At 51.0% G+C, this 22108-nt stretch carries 12 protein-coding genes; 8 read left to right on the top strand and 4 right to left on the bottom strand.

Translation table 11 applies throughout. The features are described 5' to 3' along the window. Positions 1–5: 5 nt before the first annotated feature. Positions 6–3473 (bottom strand): hybrid sensor histidine kinase/response regulator, encoded by a 3468-nt coding sequence (locus BLT77_RS11575; RefSeq protein WP_090365430.1) that lies wholly within the window; start codon positions 3471–3473, stop codon positions 6–8. Between the two features lie 222 nt (positions 3474–3695). Between BLT77_RS11575 and BLT77_RS11580 the strand changes: the two genes are divergently transcribed. From BLT77_RS11580 to BLT77_RS11615, 8 genes are all read left to right on the top strand, one after another. Then, entirely contained in the window at positions 3696–4736 is a 1041-nt protein-coding gene (locus BLT77_RS11580) for a DcaP family trimeric outer membrane transporter (protein ID WP_090365431.1), read from the top strand. 107 nt (positions 4737–4843) lie between these two features. After that, the gene (locus BLT77_RS11585; protein ID WP_090365432.1) at positions 4844–5641 is read left to right on the top strand and encodes an ABC transporter ATP-binding protein; all 798 of its coding nucleotides are present in this window, start codon (positions 4844–4846) and stop codon (positions 5639–5641) included. After that, positions 5641–7593 carry a long-chain fatty acid--CoA ligase gene (locus BLT77_RS11590; RefSeq protein WP_090365433.1) on the top strand — a complete coding sequence of 651 codons (1953 nt, stop codon included), beginning with the start codon at positions 5641–5643 and terminating at the stop codon, positions 7591–7593. The genes BLT77_RS11585 and BLT77_RS11590 overlap by 1 nt, the downstream gene beginning before the upstream one ends. Then, positions 7590–8483: a branched-chain amino acid ABC transporter permease gene (locus BLT77_RS11595; RefSeq protein WP_090365434.1), complete on the top strand. Its 894-nt coding sequence runs from the start codon at positions 7590–7592 to the stop codon at positions 8481–8483. The genes BLT77_RS11590 and BLT77_RS11595 overlap by 4 nt, the downstream gene beginning before the upstream one ends. Before the next feature lie 59 nt (positions 8484–8542). Then, positions 8543–9616, top strand: a complete 1074-nt coding sequence (locus BLT77_RS11600) for a branched-chain amino acid ABC transporter permease (RefSeq protein ID WP_028114769.1) — start codon at positions 8543–8545, stop codon at positions 9614–9616. Positions 9617–9715: 99 nt separating this feature from the next. Beyond that, positions 9716–10957 (top strand): ABC transporter substrate-binding protein, encoded by a 1242-nt coding sequence (locus BLT77_RS11605; protein WP_090365523.1) that lies wholly within the window; start codon positions 9716–9718, stop codon positions 10955–10957. Between the two features lie 66 nt (positions 10958–11023). After that, positions 11024–11845, top strand: coding sequence for an ABC transporter ATP-binding protein (locus BLT77_RS11610; RefSeq protein WP_090365435.1), 822 nt, complete (start codon positions 11024–11026; stop codon positions 11843–11845). Positions 11846–11855: 10 nt separating this feature from the next. Then, complete coding sequence (locus tag BLT77_RS11615) at positions 11856–13088, top strand: phenylacetate--CoA ligase family protein (RefSeq protein ID WP_090365436.1); 1233 nt, start codon at positions 11856–11858, stop codon at positions 13086–13088. Positions 13089–13474: 386 nt separating this feature from the next. Here the strand turns inward: BLT77_RS11615 and BLT77_RS20040 are convergent, their stop codons facing one another. The 3 genes from BLT77_RS20040 to BLT77_RS11625 form a co-directional block, all read right to left on the bottom strand. Further along, complete coding sequence (locus tag BLT77_RS20040; RefSeq protein ID WP_143026623.1) at positions 13475–14326, bottom strand: HNH endonuclease; 852 nt, start codon at positions 14324–14326, stop codon at positions 13475–13477. A 2-nt stretch (positions 14327–14328) separates the two neighbouring features. Next, positions 14329–15897, bottom strand: coding sequence for an AAA family ATPase (locus BLT77_RS11620; RefSeq protein WP_218126933.1), 1569 nt, complete (start codon positions 15895–15897; stop codon positions 14329–14331). Positions 15898–16157: 260 nt separating this feature from the next. Beyond that, positions 16158–22001, bottom strand: a complete 5844-nt coding sequence (locus BLT77_RS11625; protein WP_143026624.1) for a P-loop domain-containing protein — start codon at positions 21999–22001, stop codon at positions 16158–16160. Between the last annotated feature and the right edge of the window lie 107 nt (positions 22002–22108).

Consider the following 22108-nt stretch of genomic DNA (forward strand, 5'->3'; position numbering starts at 1 on the left):
TGGGGTTACTGGGGCTCGGTTTCCTGAGCGTAGTTCTGCTGCAGATTTTTCACCAGCATGGCACTCATCAGAGCCCTCAGCGCCATGGGTTTAATCAACTTTCTCAGGTAGCCGAATCCGGCGGCTCGGGCCTGCTCCTGCAGCGGTACGTCGGTGGTGGCGGTGATCAGTATTCCGGGCAGTGGCCGCCGGGCCCGACGCTGCAGCTCGGTCATCAGGGTCAGGCCATCCTCGCCGTTGTCCAGCTGATAGTCCACCAGCATGATGTCGATGTCGTACTGGCGGCTGGCCACCAGTTGCAGCGCCTGTTGTGGGCTCCGGGCGGCAAGGGCGAGGCAGTCCCAGCTCTCCAGCAGCTCCACCATGCCTGCCAGCACGCTGGGGTCGTTATCGACACAGAGCACCTTGATGCCGTGCAGGGTGACGGTATCGGTGCTCACCGCGTTCACTTGTGGGCGGCTGGGGGCCGGAGTGACCGCCAGGGAGAAGGCGCAACCGTGGCCGGGACGGCTGTGCAGGGTCAGGGTGTGGCCCATCAGATCCGACAGGCTTTTGGCGATGCTCAGTCCCAGTCCCAGGCCATTGGGCCCCAGCCCCTGGCTGTTTTCCAGTCGGGTGAACTGCTCAAACACCCATTGCTGTTTGTCTTCGGGAATGCCGGGGCCGGTGTCCAGTACCTGAATCTCCAGCTGTTCGCCGTGGCGACAGCCCAGCAGCACCTTGCCACCGTGGGCGTAGCGAAAGGCGTTGCTGAGCAGGTTTTGCAGGACTCGGCGCAGCAGTTGACGGTCGCTGCGAATCCAGGCTTTGCAGTTCACCATTCGTAGCGTTACCTGATGTTGTTCGGCGATGGCGGCAAATTCGCCATGCAGGCAATCCAGCAACTCCTGCAGTGGGAAGGGTTCCATCTTCGGCACCACGGTGCCGCTGTCGATGCGGGAGACCTCATTGAGATCCAGCAGCAGGTCATTGGCCACCTTGAGGGAGTGGTCAATCTGCTGCAACTTGCCACGGGTTCGTTCCGGTAACTGGCTGTCTTCCATTAAGGTGGAGGAGAACAGCCGTGCAGCCGACAACGGTTGCAGCAGGTCGTGGCTGCAGGCCTTCAGGTACTGGCTCTTTTTGTGGTGGGCCAGCTCCGCCTGCTCGCGGGCGCTGGCCAGCTTGGCATTGGATCGGGCCAGTTGCTCGTTGGCCATCGCCAGCTTGTTGGTGCGCTCCGACACCAGTGATTCCAGGTCCAGGTTCTTTTCGGTCAGCAGTGCTTCGGCCTGCCGGTAGACGGTGATGTCGGAGAACAGCATCACAAAGCCGCCGCCGGGCATGGGGTTGCCTTCGATGCGAATCACGGTGCCGTCCGGCAGTTGTCGCTCGGAGCTGTGACGGCTGCCCTGGCGTAGGAATTTCAGTCGCTTGTCTACCTGCTGGCGCACCACTGCGGCATCGTCGATGCTCTGGCTGAGGTTGTATTCAATCAGATCCGCCACCGGACAGCCGGGATAGATCAGCGCCTTGGGGTATTGGAACAGGCTCAGGTAGCGGTCGTTCCAGGCCACCAGCTTGAGGTTGTGATCGGTGACCGAGATCCCTTCGGAGGCGTTTTCGATGGCGCGCCGGAGTACCTCCTGGCTTTCGGCGTTGCGCTGGCTGGTGGCTTCCGCCATCAACTGTGCCACTTCGTTGAGGGCGATGTCCCGTCCCTGCAGGGCGCAGGAGATCACCAGCCGCGCCGAGGCCGACCCCATCACCGTTGCCAGCAGGTTTTCGGTATACAGCACCAGGCCCGGATTGCTGCTGGCCTTGCGGGAGTCGCTGAGGGGGTGCTGGCTGAAGTAGCGCTCGAACCCCTGGCGGGCTTTGTCATCGCCGATAAACCTCGCGGCCAGCAGCTGCAGCTCTCTGGGATCAATCTTGCCCGGGTTCAGCGGGCTGCGGTCGTGAATGCCGGGGCGTTCAAAAAAGTGCTCCAGCTGCATCTGCTCTTTCACCGTCTGGCGGCTGAGCAGGGACACCACCACGATCAGGGCGATGTTGATGCCCAGCCCCATCAGGGTGGCCATGGTGGTGATGGAGTAGTCGATGCCCGCCAGAGGGTGCGGATACACTCCCAACTGAGGCAGCATATTGAAACCCAGCCAGATGGCAAAGCCACTGCTGATCCCGGCCATCACGCCGCTCAGGCTGACTTTGCGCCAGAAAAAGGCCGCGAACAGCGGTGGGCCGATCTGGGCGATGGCACCAAAGGCCACCTCCCCCAGCGACGCCAGGGTGTGGGGCGGAGCCACCAGAAACATGGTGTAGCTGAGGGCAATCACCAGCACCACCAGCAGCTTACGCACCATCAGCAGCCGGGCGCGAAACCGCAGAAAGTCGGTGTTTTCCACATCGCTGCGGCGGAACAGGGTCGGGAACACCACTTCGTTGCTGAGCATGGTGCTCAGGGCGATGGTGGAGATGATCACCATGGCGCTGGCGGCGGAGATGGCGCCTAAGAAGCTCAGCAGGCTGAGCCAGGACTGGCCGTGGTAGGCAGGCAGAAACAGCACATAGGAGTCCCGCTGCAGCGAGTCGCCGTACAACAGGCTGCCTGCCTGACCCAGCGGGGCGGCGAAGAACGCAAACACCAGCACATAGAGGGGAAACATCCAGCGACTCCAGCGGGTGTGGTCGATGTCTTTGAGCTCCGCCATGGTGACCTGGAACTGGCGCGGCAGGCACAGGAATGCGCACAGCACGATCACCGTCAACCCGATCAATGACACCAGCTGGCTGCCGTCAAACTCAAACGCCTCGGGCATCGCCTGTACTGACTGTTGCCAAATCTGCCCCGGGGAGTCGAAAGCCACGTAGGAGACAAACAGGCCGACAATCAGGAAGGCCACCAGCTTGATGAAAGACTCAAAGGCGATGGCCACCATCACCCCGGGGTGGCGTTCGGTCACGTCGATGGCGCGGACCCCGAAGATGATGGTAAAACCCGCCAGCACGGTACTGACCACCAGTCCCAGTTGCCACGAGGCCAGGGTCTGGGTTTGACGCAGGATTTCGTAGGAGTTGATGATCGCCTTTAGCTGCAGGGCGATGTAGGGCAGGGTGCCGATAAGGGCCACCAGGGTCACCAGTACCGCCAGGCGCTGCGATTTGCCGAAACGGGCCGCCAGCAGATCGGCAATGGAGGTGATGTTAAGGCGCAGGCTGACTCGAATCAGCCGCTGAATGAAGGGCCAGCCAAACACAAACAGCAGGATGGGGGCGAGGTACACCGGCAGGTAGGAGAAGTCCCCCACCGAGGCCTGACCGGCGGTGCCCAAAAAGCCCCAGGAGGTGCAGTACACGCCCAGAGACAGGGCGTAGATCAGCCGCTGTTGCCGTGCCACCAGTCGATGCCGGTAGCGATCCCCCATAAAGGCGATAAAAAACAGCAGGCCGATGTAGCCCACGCTGATCACCACCAGCAGCCAGTTTGGAAACATGCGTCCTTTCCCCAAGTTCATGCTTTGGTGTCGGCCAACTCCCTGGGCCGACTTTATTCTGTAACCAGTAATACCACAGATTGGTGGACACACCGGCATGGATGCCCCTCGACTTAAGTCGTAAGACCTGCGTATTAAGACGGATTCACTAATACCTATTCCCAATTGTGACTGCGCCGGCTTTTCCCGATGTTGAGGGCACTACTTAACAGGGGACTTACCATGCTCGCTTCACACGCTAAATCATTTGCTCTCGCCGGATCTCTGCTGGCGTTTTCCGGCTCGGCACTGTCCGGCTACGAGTTCGACCTCGGCAATGACAACAAGCTGATCTTCGGCGGTTACATCAAGGTTGATGCCCGTTACGTCGACGGCGACGTGGCCTACAAGGATTTCTGGACCGGCGGTGGTACTCCTCTGGAGGAGAGCGCCTCGCAGTTTCGCATCTTCGCCAACGAAACCCGCTTCAACACCAAGTACATCCACGGCGATGTGACCGGCTTTATCGAGATGGACTTTTTCGGTAGCGGTGGCAACCAGGTGGTGTCCAACTCCACCAGTCCCCGTATTCGCCACGCCTTTGTCAGCTACAAAGGGGTGCTGGCCGGCCAGACCTGGACCACCTTTATGAACACCAGCGCCATTCCGGAGTCGGCCGACTTTGCCGGTGCCCTGGTGGGCCTCTCCTTTGTGCGTCAGGGGCAGATTCGCTACTCCATGGGCGGCTTTCAGGTGGCGGTGGAAAACCCCGAGACCTTCGGCGGTGACACCTCCAACGACAGCATTCCGGACGTCATCGGTAAATACACCTTCAAGGGGGACTGGGGTAACGTCAACGTCTCCGTGCTGGGTCGTGAACTCAACACCGAAGGCGGCAACAGTGAGACCGCGTTTGGTGCCTCGGTCGCCGGTAAGATCTACACCTTCGGCAAAGACGATTTCCGCTTCCAATACCATCAGGGCGAGTTGGGCCGCTACATCTCCGGCGGCGCGTCCATGGACGTAGTGGGTGAAGAGGTGGAGGACACCACCGCCTGGTTGGCGGCCTACCGCCACTACTGGACCGACACCCTGCGCTCCACCGCCCTCTATGGCCAGGTGGAAACCGACGTCAGCGACGTGAAACGCAGCCAGTGGGGCGTCAACCTGTTCCAGAACCTCACCAAGGAGCTGGCCATCGGCTTCGAAGTGGGCCAGTTCAAGATGGAGGAGGTCGACAAGGACTCTGTCTACGGTCAGTTCTCCATGCGTTACGCCCTTTAACACCCTATCGAGCCCTCGCCCTGGCGGCGGGGGCTAATGTTACAGGCCGCGTGGGCGGCCTGCCCGGGCAGCAATGCCCACTCGTCCCAAGTATCAGGAGTCCGGGTATGACCGATTCAATACTCAAGGTTGATAACATCTCACTGGCCTTTGGTGGGGTAAAGGCACTGACCGACGTCAGTTTTGAGGTACCCCGCGGGGCGGTGTTCTCCATCATCGGCCCCAACGGCGCCGGCAAAACCTCCATGCTGAACTGCATCTCCGGCCGCTACCGCCCCAACAGCGGCAGGATTCAGTTCAATGATCGCGATGTCACCCATCTGAGACCCAACGATCGGGCCGACATGGGCATTGGCCGCACCTTCCAGAACCTGGCGCTGTTCGGCCACATGTCGGTGCTGGACAACATCATGGTCGGCCGCCACCACCTGATGAAGAACAACTGGCTCACCGGGCCGTTGTACTGGGCCTCGCCGGCGCAGAAAGAGGAGCTGGCCCACCGCCGAGAAGTGGAGGAGATCATCGACTTTCTCGACATCACCCACGTGCGCAAGGCGGTGGCGGGCACCCTCTCTTACGGTCTGCGAAAGCGGGTCGAGCTGGCCCGGGCGATGGCACTCAAACCCAAGTTGATCCTGCTGGATGAACCGATGGCGGGCATGAACTTGGAGGAGAAGGAGGACATGGCCCGTTACATCCTCGATCTCAACGAGGAGTTCGGCATCACGGTGGTGATGATCGAGCACGACATGGGGGTGGTGATGGACATCTCCCACGAAGTCATGGTGCTGGATTTTGGTAAGAAGCTGATCAGCGGCTTGCCGCTCGACGTGATGAACGACGAGCACGTGAAGCGGGCCTATCTGGGCCTGGAAGAGGATGAAGTGATGCAGGAGGCAGGTTAATGAGCCAGGCAACCAATGCGGCCGATAACGGCTTTGAGATGGGCAGTCTCAACACCTTTCCCAAGATTTTGCGCCACAACGCCAGCCACTGGCCCGAGGACGTGGCGATGCGGGAAAAGGAGTTTGGCATCTGGAACGAATTCAGCTGGCTGGATTACCACAACCGGGTGAAATGGATGGCGCTGGCACTGGACCACCTGGGCATCACCGCGACCGATACCGTGGCCCTGCTGGGAGACAACCGCCCCGAGTGGGTGTGGGGGGAGGTGGCCGCTCACGCCATGGGCTGTTACTCCCTCGGGGTGTATCAGGACTCGTTGCACGAAGAGGTGGCCTACCTGCTGAACCTCAGCGGTGCCTCGGTGGTGATTGCCGAAGATGAGGAGCAGTGTGACAAGCTGCTGGAGCTGGGTGACGCCATTCCCGGGGTGAAGCACATTGTCTATTGCGACCCCAGAGGGATGCGCAAGTACGATGATCCCCGCCTGGTGGATGTGGAGCGGTTGTACCAGCTGGGCCGGGATCAGGACCAGCAGGATCCGGGCCGCTACGACGCCATGGTGGACCGCACCGATCCCGACAGCATCGCCATCTACTGCACCACCTCGGGCACCACCTCCAAACCCAAGATTGTGCTGCTCAAAGGCGGCAACTTCGTCAAACACTGCAGCTCCTATCTGCGCGCCGATCCCCGCAGCCCCGGCGACAACTACGTGTCGGTGTTGCCGCTGCCGTGGATCATGGAGCAGGTGTACGCCGTTGGCCAGGCGCTGATCGCCCGCCAGGTGGTCAATTTTGTCGAGGAGCAGGAGACCATGATGGCCGACCTGCGTGAAATCGGCCCCAGCTTCGTGCTGCTGGCCCCGCGGGTGTGGGAGGGGATTCTGGCCGACGTTCAGGCGCGAATGATGGACTCATCGCCGCTGAAGCAGAGGTTGTTTGATTTTGCCATGTCCCGGGCCCAGCAGGCGCTGGATCAGGGCAAGCGCTCGACGCTGGCGGAGTGGCTGCTGATGAAGGCACTGCGGGATCGCCTCGGTTTCTCCTTCCTCAAGTCCGCCGCCACCGGCGGTGCCGCCATGGGGCCGGATACCTTCCGCTTCTTCCAGGCCATCGGCGTGCCACTCAGGCAGCTGTATGGCCAGACCGAGATGTGCGGCGCCTACACCATTCACGACGCCGATGACGTGGATTACGACAGCGTCGGCGTGGCGTTCGACAACGCCAGCGTCAAGGTGATCAACGCCGACTCCGAAGGGCTGGGCGAAGTGGTGGCCCAGACCGAAGGGATGTTCTGTGGCTACCTGGGCGATGCCGACGCCTTCAATGACGATGTCAAAGAGGGCTGGATGCACACCGGCGATGCCGGTTACTTCAAGCCGTCCGGTCACCTGGTGGTGATCGACCGCATCAAGGATCTGGCCCACACCAGTGGCGGCATTCAGTACTCGCCCCAATACATCGAGAACAAGCTGAAGTTCTCCTCCTTCATCGGCGAGGCGGTGATCCTCGGTAAGAACCGTCCCTACCTGTCGGCCATTCTGTGCATCCGCTTCAGCATCGTCTCCAAGTGGGCGGAGCAGCGCGGACTGGCGTTCACCAACTACACCAACCTGGCCACTTTGCCGGAGGTGTACCAGAAACTGTCTGAGGAGGTGGAGAAGGTCAATGCCAGCCTGCCTGAGGCGCAGAAGATCCACAAATTTGTGCTGCTGTACAAGGAGCTGGACGCCGATGACGGCGAGCTGACCCGAACCCGTAAGGTGCGCCGCGGCGTGATTGCCGAGAAGTACGGCGACATCATCGATGCCATCTACGGCGGCAGCGACCACGTCGACATCGATACGGTGATCACCTTCCAGGATGGCACCAAAACCCGGGTGGAAACCCAGCTGCAGGTGGCCACGCTGGTGGACTCCCTGGAGCACACCGAGCAAAGGAGAGCCTCATGAATTTCGAGCTGCTACTGCAACTGATCATTAATGGCCTGATTGTGGGCCTGCTGTACGGGGTGGTAGGCATGTGCTTCGTGCTGGTGTACAAGTCCACCCAGATCGTCAACTTTGCCCAGGGCGAGTTCCTGCTGGTGGGGGCCTGGGTCTGCTGGGCGCTGCTGGTGTACCTGCAACTGCCGTTTTTCATCGGTTTTTTGATGAGCCTGGCGTTCATGGCCCTGTTCGGGGTGGCGCTGCAGATGATCGTGCTCAGGCCGATGATCGGTGAGCCTATTATCTCGGTGATCATGGTGACCATCGGCTTGTCGATCTTCTTCCAGTCACTGACCAAGTGGATTTTCGGGGTGGCGCCGGAGAGTTACCCGCAGGTGTTCGACACCCAGAGCGTCAGCGTGTTTGGCCTTAACGTCGAGTTGGCCTACCTGATGAGCACCGTGATTGCGCTGATGATCATGGTGGGCTTCTACCTGTTCTTCAAACACTCCAAGCACGGCCTGGCGATGCGGGCCACCGCCTTCGACCAGCAGGTGGCACAAAGCCTGGGGATCTCGGTGAAGCAGGTGTTTGCCATGAGTTGGGGCATCGCCGCCACCGTATCCGCAACGGCGGGGGTGGTGATTGGCATGGTCAACGGCGTCTCCGATTCGCTGTCGGCCATCGGCATCAAGGTGTTCCCGGCGGTGATTCTGGGTGGTCTGGACTCCATTGTCGGCGCCATTGTCGGCGGCATCACCATCGGTGTGCTGGAGAACCTGGCAGAGTTCTTCGACAGCCAGTACCTGCACTTTGGCAACATGTACGACATTGCGCCCTTCTATGTGCTGTTGCTGATCCTCTGGTTTAAGCCCTACGGCTTTTTCGGTACCCGTGACATCGAGCGGATCTAAGGAGCAGACCATGACAGCTGCAATGATTACCCCAATACAGACACTACAAGGAGTGCGATATGTCTAGTCTGGCCATGCGTCCCTGCGGCGATTTTCGCACCAGCTACAAGCAGGACAACACCATTTTTGAAACCCGCACCATTCGCTGGTTTACCGCGCTGGTCATCGCCCTGGCCTGTCTGGCACCCTTCGTGCTGGATGCCTACTACCTGACGCTGTTTATTCAGATCTCCTACCTGGGGATTGCCGCCCTGGGCCTGAACATTCTGGTGGGCTTTACCGGCCAGATTTCCCTGGGCCACGGCGCCTTCTTCGGTTTTGGGGCGTTTGCCTCGGCCTGGATGAACACCAGCTTCGGCATTCCGGTGTTCCTGTGTATTCCGCTGGCGGGCTTTCTGACCATGGCGGTGGGGATGATGTTCGGCATGCCGGCGGCGCGGATTAAGGGCTTGTACCTGGCCATCGCCACCCTGGCGGCCCAGTTCATTATCGAAGACTTCTTTGGCCGCGCCGAGTGGTTCTCCGGCGGCAGCGCCGGCTCCATGGCCGAGCCCATCAACCTGTTTGGCGTGGTGTTTGATACCGACGAGAAGTTCTATTACATCGCCCTGTTTGCCCTGGTGTTCATGTTCATCTGGGGCTGCAACCTGATGCGCTCCCGCGATGGCCGTGCCTTTGTGGCGGTACGGGATCACTACCTGTCGGCGGAGATCATGGGGGTCAAGCTCAACAAGTACCGCCTGCTCTCCTTTGGCATCTCCTCGTTTTACGCCGGCATCGGCGGCGCCCTGTACGCCCATTACCTGGGCTACGTGTCGGCGGAGGGGTTCACCATCTTCATGTCGGTGCAGTTCCTGGCGATGGTGATTATTGGCGGCCTGGGCTCCATCAAGGGCACCCTGATGGGGGTGGTGTTTATGGTGCTGCTGCCGGAAGCGCTGGAGGGCGGCGTTGGCCTGATGAAGATGACTGACTGGGGCAACATTCCCATGGTGGTGGACGGCCTGGCCTACATCAAAGAGATGGCCATCGGCCTGGTGATCATCCTGTTCCTGATCTTTGAGCCGGAAGGGCTGGCTCATCGTTGGCAGCAGATTAAGAACTACTGGAAGTTTTATCCCTTCTCTTACTGATGCGGTGGACAGTAAGCACTCTTGCCCGGGCACCGGCATGGCCGCGTTCGGGCACCTATGGACAGCCAGGCCCATGGCCTGAACCAAAAGGACACTAACATGCACAAGACTCTGTTTGTTTCATCCGCAGTGGCGATGGCCATGATGGCCGCACCGGCCCAGGCACAGGACTCGGTATTTGTCGGTCACCTGGCCGACATGTCCGGCCCCACCGCCTTTGTGGGCAAGGTGTACGCCGATGGCGTGCGCGACTCTCTGGCCTACATCAACGCCAACGGCGGCATTAACGGCACCCAGCTGGAGTTTGAAACCATCGATTACGCCTACAAGGTGCCCCAGGCCATCGCGTCGTACAAGAAGTGGAAATCCCGCAAGGGGATGGTGGCGATGCAGGGCTGGGGCACCGCCGATACCGAGGCGCTGATCTCCTTCGTGGCCAAGGATAAGATTCCGGTCTATTCGGCGTCCTACTCCGGCCACCTGACCGACCCCACCGGTAAAAACCCCAACACCAAGAAGCCGGCGCCCTATAACTTCTTCTATGGCGCGTCCTACTCCGACTCCTGTCGTGGCTTGGTGCAGTGGGCCGCCGAAGACTGGAACAGCAAAGGCAAGTCCGGCAAACCCAAGTTTACCCACATCGGGGCCAACCACCCCTATCCGAATGCGCCTAAGGCAGCCTGTGCGGCCTACGCCACCGAACTGGGCTTTGAGGTTCAGCCACCGGTAGTCATCTCCATGAAACCCGGCGACTTCAAAGCTCAGTGCCTGAGCCTGAAAAGCTCCGGCACCAACTACGGCTACATCGGCAACCTTGGCGGCTCGGTGCTGTCGCTGGTGAAGTCCTGCAACACCGTCGGCACCGACATCCAGTTTATGTCCAACATCTGGGGCGGCGACCGCAAGGTGTTCGAGGCGGCGGGCGAGGGGATCAAAGACTACATCTTCCCCACCATGAACCCGTTCTGGAGCGACGAGGTGCCGGGCATGAAACTGGTGCGCGAGGTCTCCAAAATGTCCGATCCCTCCGGGGAAGAGCAGCGGCTGCACCACTACATTCGCGGCGTGTGCTCGGCGTTCTTTATGAAAGAGGCGATGGAGTGGGCCAAGGCCAATGGCGGCATCACCGGCGAGAACATCAAAAAGGGCATGTACGTCCGTCAAAACTGGGTGCCCCAGGGGCTGGATGGGGTGTGCCTTGCGGCCAACTGGACCGAAGAGGACCACCGCGGCGTCAACCAGGTCAACATCTACAAAGGTAACTACAACAACGGCGACGTTCAGATTGAGCGCGTCAGCCAGATGACCCTGGAACGCCGTGACGACTGGCTGGGCTTCTGATCCCGGTTGCGGGGGCGGCGAAGTGCGCCGTTCCTGCGGTTTTCCCCCATCGAATTTGGAGTATTTATGAGCCAAGCAGCAGTACAAACCCAGGTGGCGAAGCCGGTCCTGTGCATCAACAACATCGAGGTGGTGTACGACGAGGTGATTCAGGTGCTCAGAGGGGTCAGCATCGATGTGCCCCAGGGGCAGATTGTGACCCTGCTCGGCCCCAACGGCGCCGGTAAGTCCACCACTTTGAAGGCGATCTCCGGGCTGCTGAAGTCGGAAGATGGCGAAGTGACCCGGGGCGACATTCACTTTATGGGCCGGCGCATCGACCGCCAGTCGCCGGAAGCCATTGTTCGCGATGGCATCTTTCAGGTGATGGAGGGGCGGCGCATCGTCGAGGACATGACGGTGATTGAAAACCTCAAACTGGGGGCCTATACCCGCAGCGACAACGAGGTGGCGGCGGACATTGAGATGGTGTTTGAGTACTTCCCGCGCCTGAAAGAGCGTACCGGCCTGGCGGGTTACCTGTCGGGCGGTGAGCAGCAGATGCTGGCCATTGGCCGGGCACTGATGGCCAGGCCGAAGATGATCTGCCTGGATGAACCCTCCATGGGGTTGTCGCCGCTGCTGGTGAAAGAGGTGTTTGGCATCATCGAGAAGATCAACAAGGAGCAGGGCATTACCATGCTGCTGGTGGAGCAGAATGCCAACTACGCCCTTAAGGCGGCGGACTACGGCTACATTATGGAGTCCGGCAAGATCGTGCTGGACGGCACCCGTGAGCAGTTGCTCAACAACGAAGATGTGAAAGAGTTCTATCTGGGCGGCGGCAACGAAGAGCGTAAGAGTTTTAAGAACCTGAAATCCTACAAGCGCCGTAAGCGCTGGCTGTAAGGGGATCGCCATGAACGGATTTTTTGATGCCAGGGAGTGCCAGGACGCCGACAATCGCGAGCAGCGTTTGTTGTCGCAACTGCCGGAATTTCTCGGCCATGCCCGTGAGCACAGCAGCTACTACCGGCGTTTGCTGGCGGGCACGGCCGTGGATGAGATCACCAGTCGCCAGGCATTGGCGACGCTGCCCATCACCCGTAAATCGGATCTGATTGATCTGCAGCAGGTGCAGTCGCCGTTGGCAGGAATGGAGAACGAAGGGGCCGCGTTGGATCGGTTGTTTCTGTCGCCGGGCCCCATCTGTGAGCCGGAGTGCAATCAGCCGGACTGGTGGCGCATGGGCCGGGCGTTTTATGCCGCCGGGTTTCGACCAGGCGACCGGGTGCAAAATTGCCTCTCCTATCACCTCAGCCCCGGGGGCTTTATTCTCGACTCTGGTGCCCGCGCCTGCGGCTGTGTGGTGATCCCGGCGGGGCCGGGCCAGACCGACCAGCAACTGGCGATCAACGCCCGGCTGCAGCCGGAGGGGTACTGCGGCACGCCCTCGTTTCTGAAGATTCTGCTGGATAAAGCCGAGCAGGCGGGACAGCGGCTGTCATTTAGAATGGCGCTGGTGACCGGCGAGGCGTTGCCGGACACCTTGCGCGCCAGCTTTGCCGAAGCCGGCATTACCGTGTTGCAAGCCTATGCCACCGCCGACATCGGCCTGATCGCCTATGAAACCCGGCCCGGTGAAGGCCTGGTGCTGGCGGAAGATCTGCTGGTGGAGATCGTTCGACCCGGCACTGAACAGCCGGTGGCCGCCGGCGAGGTAGGGGAGGTGGTGGTAACCAGCTTCAACAGCGACTACCCGCTGCTGCGTTTCGCCACCGGCGATCTGTCGTCGATGCTCGAGGCCCCCAGCCCGTGCGGGCGCACCAATGGCCGGATTCGGGGTTGGCAGGGGCGGGCGGATCAGGCCACTAAGGTAAAAGGGATGTTCGTTCATCCCCGCCAGCTGGAGCAGCTGCGCCAACAGGTTGCGGGTATGAGCCGCATCCGCGCGTTGGTAGAGCACCAGGGGCACAACGACCAGTTGACCCTGTTGTGCGAACCGACGGGCGAGGTGCCTTTGCCGGAGCCTGAAGTGGCCGATCTGGCTCGGGTAATACTGAAACTGGGCGCCGAGGTCAGCTGGGTGGCGCCAGGCAGCCTGCCGGCCGACGGCATTGTCATCGAGGATCGACGCCCGGTTCCCTCCTAGTTTTCACAACTCTCTCTGCCTGTTTGCCGGTGCAGCTGCACCGGCTTTTTTGTGTGGCAGAAAAGAGGACTGCTTTCGTCACAAAAGGGTCATTGGCAAGGACAACTCAAGGGCTTTTAAATCCTATGTTTTGTCTTTATATACAATAGCTTAAATATGGCACTCGCGATTTTGAACGAAAAAACCGGAAACCATCGGGATAATCAACACGTTGTTTCCGCTTCCCTACCCTCTTCATCAGAATACCCACATGGAGAATGCTCCAAGTAGCGAATGCCCTGATCTAGATACTGCACTGAATCGAATTGATTATCGGGCTTCTCGTTAAGATACAAAAGTAATACTAATACCACCAGACAGTATATTCATGTCCTAACCATTGCAAGTTACGCAAAACCTCCTTCACAATACCAATCGCATTGAGCAAGAGCCTGATGCATCGCCGTTTGCCAAGAATTTATGTTCTCACTAGCATGTGATTGAGCCATCTTACTAAGATGTTCTTTAGCGCCAGTATATTCTATAAAGGTTGATAGATTGTGTTTTAAAAAGGATAGTTGAGAGGCAGCTTCTATTGAGTATCTAGATGCGAGATTAAAATCCTTAAAGTGAGTTTTTACCCTTTCTTGAGATACTGAATCCCAATGCGTTGGTGCTTTAACATAGAAAGTCACAGTTACAGGAGTTGTCTGGTGAATTACAGCAAAAAGCCACTGCTCTTCAATAAATCGCTGATGATTATAATAAGGGTGCAAACACTGATCTTCGGCAGCAACTGCTATAGTTGCACTCTTTCCTGTATTACAGTCCTTACAAGAAGGAATAAGGTTTACGGGTAAAACTGACATTTCGGGATACTTTGCTTTAGGAAGATAATGATCTAAAGTCGTAGCATGCCCAAACCCACAGAATGGGCACCTACCTTTAGGCGCCCCCATCAATATAGAATCATAAATAGCTCTGGCTGGCTTTGACCGAGAAACCATATGAGTACTGTACAAATTTTTAAATTCATTTTTTGTAACCGAACCCAAGACTACATCGTCATTGCCACTATTGTTAGGAGGAATTGTATACAGACTACTGACTTCAGCTCTTGACCTATATTCAACATCAACGAGATCAATATATTGAATTACAGCATTGAGTCGAGCCTTTAAATTAGAGTCAGAGATACTATCCACACAAGACTGATAGACATCTCTTGAATCTTCAACAGGTACAGAAATAAACCTCACACTTATGAACCTTTTTGCAAGTCTCTCGTAAATATCATTGATTGTAGAATGGCACGCCCTTCAAAGCCTATCTGATGACTGTATTCCTCTTCAACTTGCTCATAACTCAGCCCTTTATTTACGGAGCTGTTTAACAAATTATGAAAACCAGAATTAGTTACTTCCAAACCAAATACTTCTCGAGTTAAAACTCCGACGTTTTCACCGAAAGTCTCAGTCTCTGGTCTTTCCACCATGCAATTTAGCCTGGACCTTCTAACTACTGACACACATGACTTTGGAACTTCTTGCAGAACTACCGGAGAGTGTGTAGCAATAATTGCTACACCATTACGATCGAGCAACAAATCCGATAATGCACGTGTAAACGAAGAAAGCAAAGGAGGATGAAGATGACTTTCTGGTTCATCAATTAAAACAAGTGTCTTTTCGTCTACAGTTTCAATTAACCTAGTGATTGACAACAGTACAATTGAATGGCCAGAACTCATTCTTTTAAAAATTTTATAAGCCGCTATAAGGAAAAGGTTTCTATCTTGTTCATACAGATTTACTAATTGGCTTAAATTCATATCTGCAAAGTTTACATCAGATTCCAATCTTGCTACTGCGTTTATCCATCTGGCCCTTTTTGCTGTCAAAGATAAGCACAAGCCCAAACTATTTATAAAATCTCCACATAAATCTTCATCACCCTTAATTGCCCAATGCTCATTTCCTACCTCGCCAACTTTCTTCTTTAACCCAACATAACAATAACGTATATCCGCAGAAATATCTGTCTGGTCGTCTGGTGGAACAAAAGGATCAAAAGCACTAAACGACACTGAAACGACTCCGGAGAAGTAACCTGCAGGTAGCGGTAACCCGTTTGGGTTGAAAAAAGAAGGTATAGTAAATTGACCCGCATCTTCGTGCTTTTGGACACCAATGAGAGTATCTACCATATTATTAAGTATGGTAGTTTTTCCTACACCATTTCTCCCAATTAGTATATGTACATTTGATGGAGGCGTAGATTCGGGTGAAACATCTACTTTAATAGATAGCCCGGCATATTCTTCACTTTGCACTTTTTCATATGTGAACTCGTAAGCAGTAAGGGGAGCTCCTCCAGCAAGGATCCTTCTGAATTGTTGTTCTATTGTAGAGAAATCTACACTTCTCATAAGAGACTTAATAAAGACAACATCATTTTTTACAATATCCAATTTTATTGGATCATAAGCGACATCGCCTAGTGCTCTAAGGATCTCAGTCCTCAAGAATTCACTAGCTTCTTCCATTAATCTTTTATAGTAGTCTGCATCCTGACCTAAGGAATAAAAATTCTCTGCCAAATAGTTGAATGCTTCTGGTAGATTTTCACCTGTCCATCCAAAAGTCTTTCCAATATATGCAATCTTTACATCCCCTATATGTATCTCTTTATGATACTCATCAAAAACAATAAGAGTGAAGAGCGTTTTATGTCCATAATCATCCCAACTATTAGGAATTAAGTAAGCCATTCCTAAAGTTCTATTTTGAATTTCTTCTCTCTTTGAGATTACGCAAAATGTTATTGGCACGCATTATACCCCATACTGAAAGCACTTATGCTTAACTATTTTCCAGACTATTCAAGTATCGGTCGTATTGATTGATGAACACTATGACAAACACTATACTTAAAATCGTAATTAACTTATTTCAAATTTACCCTAAAAGGACAAGATGGCTTTGTTCTATTGATTTTAAAACAATGAACAGCTAGGAAGACAAAATTTTGAAGAGTTAAACCTTAAGTAAGGTATACGCCCCCTTATTTAGGCTCATTTTAAAATGAATTCTAGATAAACTTTTCAAATCTCTTACCTCTGGGGAGTCGATTTCCTTTAGTATGCTTTTTCATATATTCAACAACTGAAGGCGCTGTATATCTTTCAGTTAATTTTGCAAGAGTACCTGGCTTCAACTCGGACTCGAAATGATATATTTCTGGCATAGCGGCATCTGAACCAAATCCTATTTTTTTAATAATCTTAAATTTTCCAATCAGAAAACAATTAGAATCATCATTTTCAATAAGCTCTTTTGTTCTCTGGCTTGCGATAGTTACGACTCCTAACGCAGGCTTTAAGTCATAATGACGGACAGGATACCAGTCCTGATACCAGTAGCACCATTTTGCCACATCGACTCCGCTATCAGTAAAAATCAGTTCTTTTGAAGTTTCAACTACTTCGCTAGACCCTAAGCCAAAATTAAATTCAGGTGCATAAACACCTCTTAACGCCGTATCAGTTTCAAATCTACCATAAAACTTTGGGTGGATAGGTTCCGATAGAGTTCTAATACCAAATAACTCAGGGTATAGAGTAGACTCAATAACATTAAACTTTTCTTCAGCATTCAATGTACAACCATCATTAACTGACACGGCATACAAGTCCAAGTCCACATTGACTCCATCTGGATCTTGAACCAGAGGGCCAGATGCACCAAGGATTACGTTGTCATCTCGAGCAATGTTATCTAACAGTCTCTGTAATAACCACGCTGAAGGAGTTTTGCCATTTTGCTTAATAATGTCTTTTTTAGGCCAAAAATCCGGTTTCATTGAAGGTCTGACAAATTTAAGAGTTTTACAAAAGGGCAAAACTAGTTTTACTAAGTCATTTTCACAAGCTTTACTGACAGAAAAATTCGATGTTACATATAGAACAGTTCTAATGTAAGCAGATAATAAAGCCGTTTCTGTAGTAGATGAAAAACTACATGAGATACGCTGTCTTAACCCAAAAACATCACTGCAATATGCATAGTGATCAAAGTATCTATAAGTCTTTCGTCTATTAACATACTCAAGTTCTTCAGACATATGAGCAAGTAGATCTGCCCCAATTTCCTCCCCTAATTGTTCTAGTCGTGTACTAATTATCGAAGGGAGACCATTTAAGGATTTCGTCAGCCTCTCACTAGTCCCAGTCAAATTCGGACTAGCGAGATATGCTCCATTTAGATTTTTCACATCATACTTAAATCCCAGATCGTCATATAAATATTTTAATGCAAGAGAATGATAAGGGACCACACTTGAAATTTCAGCCGAACTAAATGGGTTACTTTTGTTCAATTGGAGTATAGACAAATATTCAACTACTGCAATTTCATTCGGCAAGCTACTAATGAAATTCAAGAACTCGATCTTATAATGACCATCATCATCTGAGTCGATCATGCCAGCAATCGTTAATGCTGTCTTTTTCTTGATTGCCTTATCGGGCCATTGATAATATTTCAATGCAAAACTAAAAGCCCAAACTTCCACAGGCTTTTCGTTCTCTATCCAGTATGACCCTCGAATTGGCAAGTGCTCTATATCCCTTTCCAAGCCGGTTACCAATACATTGGTTATATCCACAGCCAAATTTTCTTGACCAGCAGCAATCAAATACATCACCAACTTGCTTGTTGGAATTATTCTTTCTTCATCACCTTTTAACCTTACGCTTCCACCATGAGTAGTATCAGATAGCAGTTCCTCCCACCTATTGCTATACTCTCTAGCATAGTAACAAATCTTCTCTTCTGCTTTTGAGCCAGAGTATCTACTCCAATAATCATTAGCTCTAATGCTTTTAACGGCCCATGCATATGCTCTTCTTTTACCTTGTTGTTTTTTGCTAACCTCATAAACAGAATTAAGGCTTTCATTAAGACCATACAAGTATGGGTGTTCCTCTGGATTTTTGAAATACTCTTCATAGGATTTAATGATGCGCGAACTCTGACCTTTACTGCACCAAAACTCTACCCATCCAGATAGATAATTTCCATCAGAGTATCTATTCTTATTTCTCAGAACATGGACTAAATCACTTAAGTACTCTGGAATAAATGATCCAAATGGTATATCTACAGGCTTGCTGTCTAAGCTATTTGAGCTAGCTCTATCCCTGGGGCCGGGAGGTTCTTCACCAAAGTACTCAGTCAATTCTCGGTATACAATATCTAAAGAAGCATCTTCCTCAGACCTTTCTTTAACGGTTTCTATGATATCGTGGGAATAGAAGCAACTTATCAACTCCTTGGCACCCTTTATCCCAACATCCCCATATTTTATATAGGAAGTTAGTATGTCCTCTAGAACGTACCAATTGTGTTGATCCAGATGAAATGAAAACTCGTCTAAAATTCTTCTTGGAAGATTCTTACTTAATAAAGACATATACCATGAAGGAATGTGCCTAATTTCTCTTTCAGTGAAGCTGAACATATCCACGACAAAACATGATACTCGTTTCAAGTAATCAGATACCTCACCGATGTTCGCATCAGAACAAGCTTGTATTGCTTCAAAAACCTCATGAAGTGTAATATCTTTTCTATATCCATAACCAAGAATATACCTGCAGGCTGTACTCAACCCTAACTCTACTGCTCGTTCTAACTTAAGCTGGGAACAGAAAGATAGTATATCTGCCACTTCGTTACAGAGCTCTAAAGTATCACTTCTTCTCTTAAGGATTTCTTTTAAATAATTACACCAATACTCATCTATATCATCCAGCTCCGCAGGGATAAAAGAATATTTTATTGATTTTTCAAAGAAAATTAGCGGCTTCCACCAGGAATAATTTTGAGCGGAATTCAAGGAGTCAGAATTGATAAAATCACACAAATTACTTTCTTTAAGAAGCAAAGATAGTTTTAACGATATGTCCGGAATAACATGGAGAACAGTAGAAGTTTTATCACGTAGTTTATAATCGTATCCATCGTGTATTTTACAACCTGCCGCATCTATGATTGAATATAAATCTAAGGGATTAAACTTTTCTTGAAGTTTTATTTTCTTAGCTAGCTCAACTGCAGCAAGATAGAATCCGTACCATATGGAAAAATCATAGTCATTTTCTATATCCTCTAATAATCTGTCCTTTTCTAATACCAATACATCATTGAGCAAGTGTTCATTTAGCGTATGAAAAAAGAATTCTTCAAGTTTACTAGTTGATATTGCCCCTTGTATAAAATATATTGGGCCGACAAACTCTTGATTACCTCTGAGGTTATCATTTATTAATTTAAAGCAGACGCCAAAAGAGGAGGATAACATTTCCAACCAAAAATTTTCATTTATAATATCTACACCAGAGATACAAGAAGCTATAATCGCGTACTCAAGAAATTCTCTCCTTGTGTATTCTGGAAGATTATGATAATCAACATCAAATATAAACTCTGCATTATCACAGCTTAATAAGTTTGAAAATAGTTTCTCATACAATCCATCTTTAGGTGTTACTCTGCTAATGAGTTCAACTACCCTTTCAATATCAGGAGCATCAGTATCACAAAGTACTTTAATCAGTGCATTGACTGTTGACTCGAATCTATTATCAGTCCCCACATAGATATTCGCGTAAAACAATGCTCTTTTGTAAAGTTCCTGATAGCACTCTTCTATTACCTCTGGATATTTTTTTCGGCACAAAGAAGCTACTACAACTATATCATCTACACCTAGTTCTCTGATATTGTCAGACTTCCAGAGTAATCCAGACTCATCATTAGAGTTTTTCATTGCTGTTCGCGTAAAACCAGCAAAGTCTTGAATCTGATACTCCGGACCATTTAAAAACCTCAGTTTTAAAAGGCGTATGTCCACAAGCGTGCTGTAGTTCTTCTGCGCAAAAGCTACCTTCTCCGCATAGGAAATTATATGTTCTATATGCTCTAAGGGATATCCTTCGCACAAAGAGTCAATAACCCATTCTTTGGTAACCCCTTTAATGATTGGGTCTACATTTCCCATTTCGGCTTGAACAATCCAACTCCAAGCCCAACGCCAGAACGGAGGAGAATAGGTGCTTAGCCAATTACATATAAATGGATAAAGCCTTTCTTTTACCTCTTCGAACTCATCCCTCTGTTGTATATTGACTAACAAGCTATTATGAAACGGGAATACTCCACTACGGCGATTTTCCACCAAATGTTCTATTTCTTTGTATGCATCTAGAACAATGCTTGGGTTGGAAAAACAATTTGAAAATGCGTTTTTATTTGGCCATGGAAACTCAGTAACCGACATCAAGAACAATATTTCTTTAGCCTGCTCAGTTAAATTACTCCAAATAGACCAATAGTAAGCATTAATATCACCATCAGGACATCGATCTAGTTTCTCAATATCATATACCGAAATATTTATTTTTTTCGCTATCAGGGCTCTGAAAGAATAAATAAGATGCAATGGATATCCACTTGAAATCTTACGTAAAGCCACAGCCAATTCAGATATAGAGTTTGATGAATAGTTATCATCAATATCGACAACGCCTGAATTTCTTAATCCCTCTAACCATGACCCAATCGAAGACAAATCCATATAAGGAATATTTAGCCACCGCTCACCCTCAACAGGACAATTATAAAGCAATCTGTCAGGTAATTTTGAGCTACTCACTGGCTGAGTACCAAAAATGATTGTAACGCCTTCAGGAGCAGGGAGTATTTTATTTATCAAGTGTTCTAGCTGAGATATATCGGATCTTTCCCGCCAAACATGATCTAATCCGTCCAAAATCAGTATGAATTTCTCACCGAACCTTTTAGCATCTCTTCCGACGGAAGTAAGCCATTCATCTAAATACTCCGGCTCTTCCTTTAAGCCTTCACAGGAATTAAACTTAGACGCTTTTATTTGTTTTATTATCGAGGTAGCAGATGTAGAAAAAGATATTCTGTCTATTAAGCTCTGAGTGCTTAATGAGTAATGATGACGAGCTAATGAGTAGTTTTTAGATTGTAGACACTCATATAAATAGGATAAGTATGTACTTTTTCCCATCCCTGGCGCCCCAGATACCACCCATGCACCTCCCTCATCTAGCTTATTTAGAACGCTATCGTGAAAACTAATAGTAGGCGGGCTGTACTTTTCTGGGATGATGAAATATTGCGAAATATCTCTGATAATACCATGACTCAATAGCTCATGAAGATCGGTAAATGTGATTTGTCCATCAGAATTTGGCTCACCTTCTCTAGTAGCCCATCTCATGACTTTTGCTAAAAATCTATGCCATCCTTCTTCATTAGTATGATCAGGAACTAATGAATCATGAAGTTTATTTTCAAGATCATCGATCGTCGGTTGGCTATGTATAAAATCGAAATACCTAAAGAACATCTCAACATTTGATTTTCCACCAAGCTGAGATTCAATTTTATTAAAATGTTCAGCAGGAATAAGTGCTGGATCGATCTTTCCGTCTATTAGGCAAGATAATAACTCTTGATCAGGTTTTCTATTTGTTATCAGTTCGGCTTTTCCAATCCGATCATCCTTTGCTGCTTGGATTAAATCATTACACCACTTTTGAATCAAAGAAGTGCCCTTACCTTTACGTTTAGTAAGCCAATCAAAGCAAAGGGATAAATCTTCTCTTTCTGCATCGATAGTGAATTTGACTTGTGTCAATTCATACTTTCCATCACTCCTTAAGGCAATAACATCATCCAAGCTTGAAATTTCTGTATCAGGTAACGACGAGCTTTCTACTTTTACCCATCGGTATTTGTCTCTATTATGATACCAATCCACTAAAATTTTTATGCATATTAAGTCTTGATACTCATATCCAAGACGGGTTAACTGCGTACTCTTAATTGGTGCATTCATTTCGTTTCCTTAAGGATTTCTTTTTCCTCTCATCAAATTTATTAGATGGAAAGGTAAAAAACATTCAAGGTTTCATCTTAGATACTCAAAGGTACATTTGTCTTAAT

Source organism: Ferrimonas sediminum (assembly GCF_900100175.1).
Classification (GTDB): domain Bacteria; phylum Pseudomonadota; class Gammaproteobacteria; order Enterobacterales; family Shewanellaceae; genus Ferrimonas; species Ferrimonas sediminum.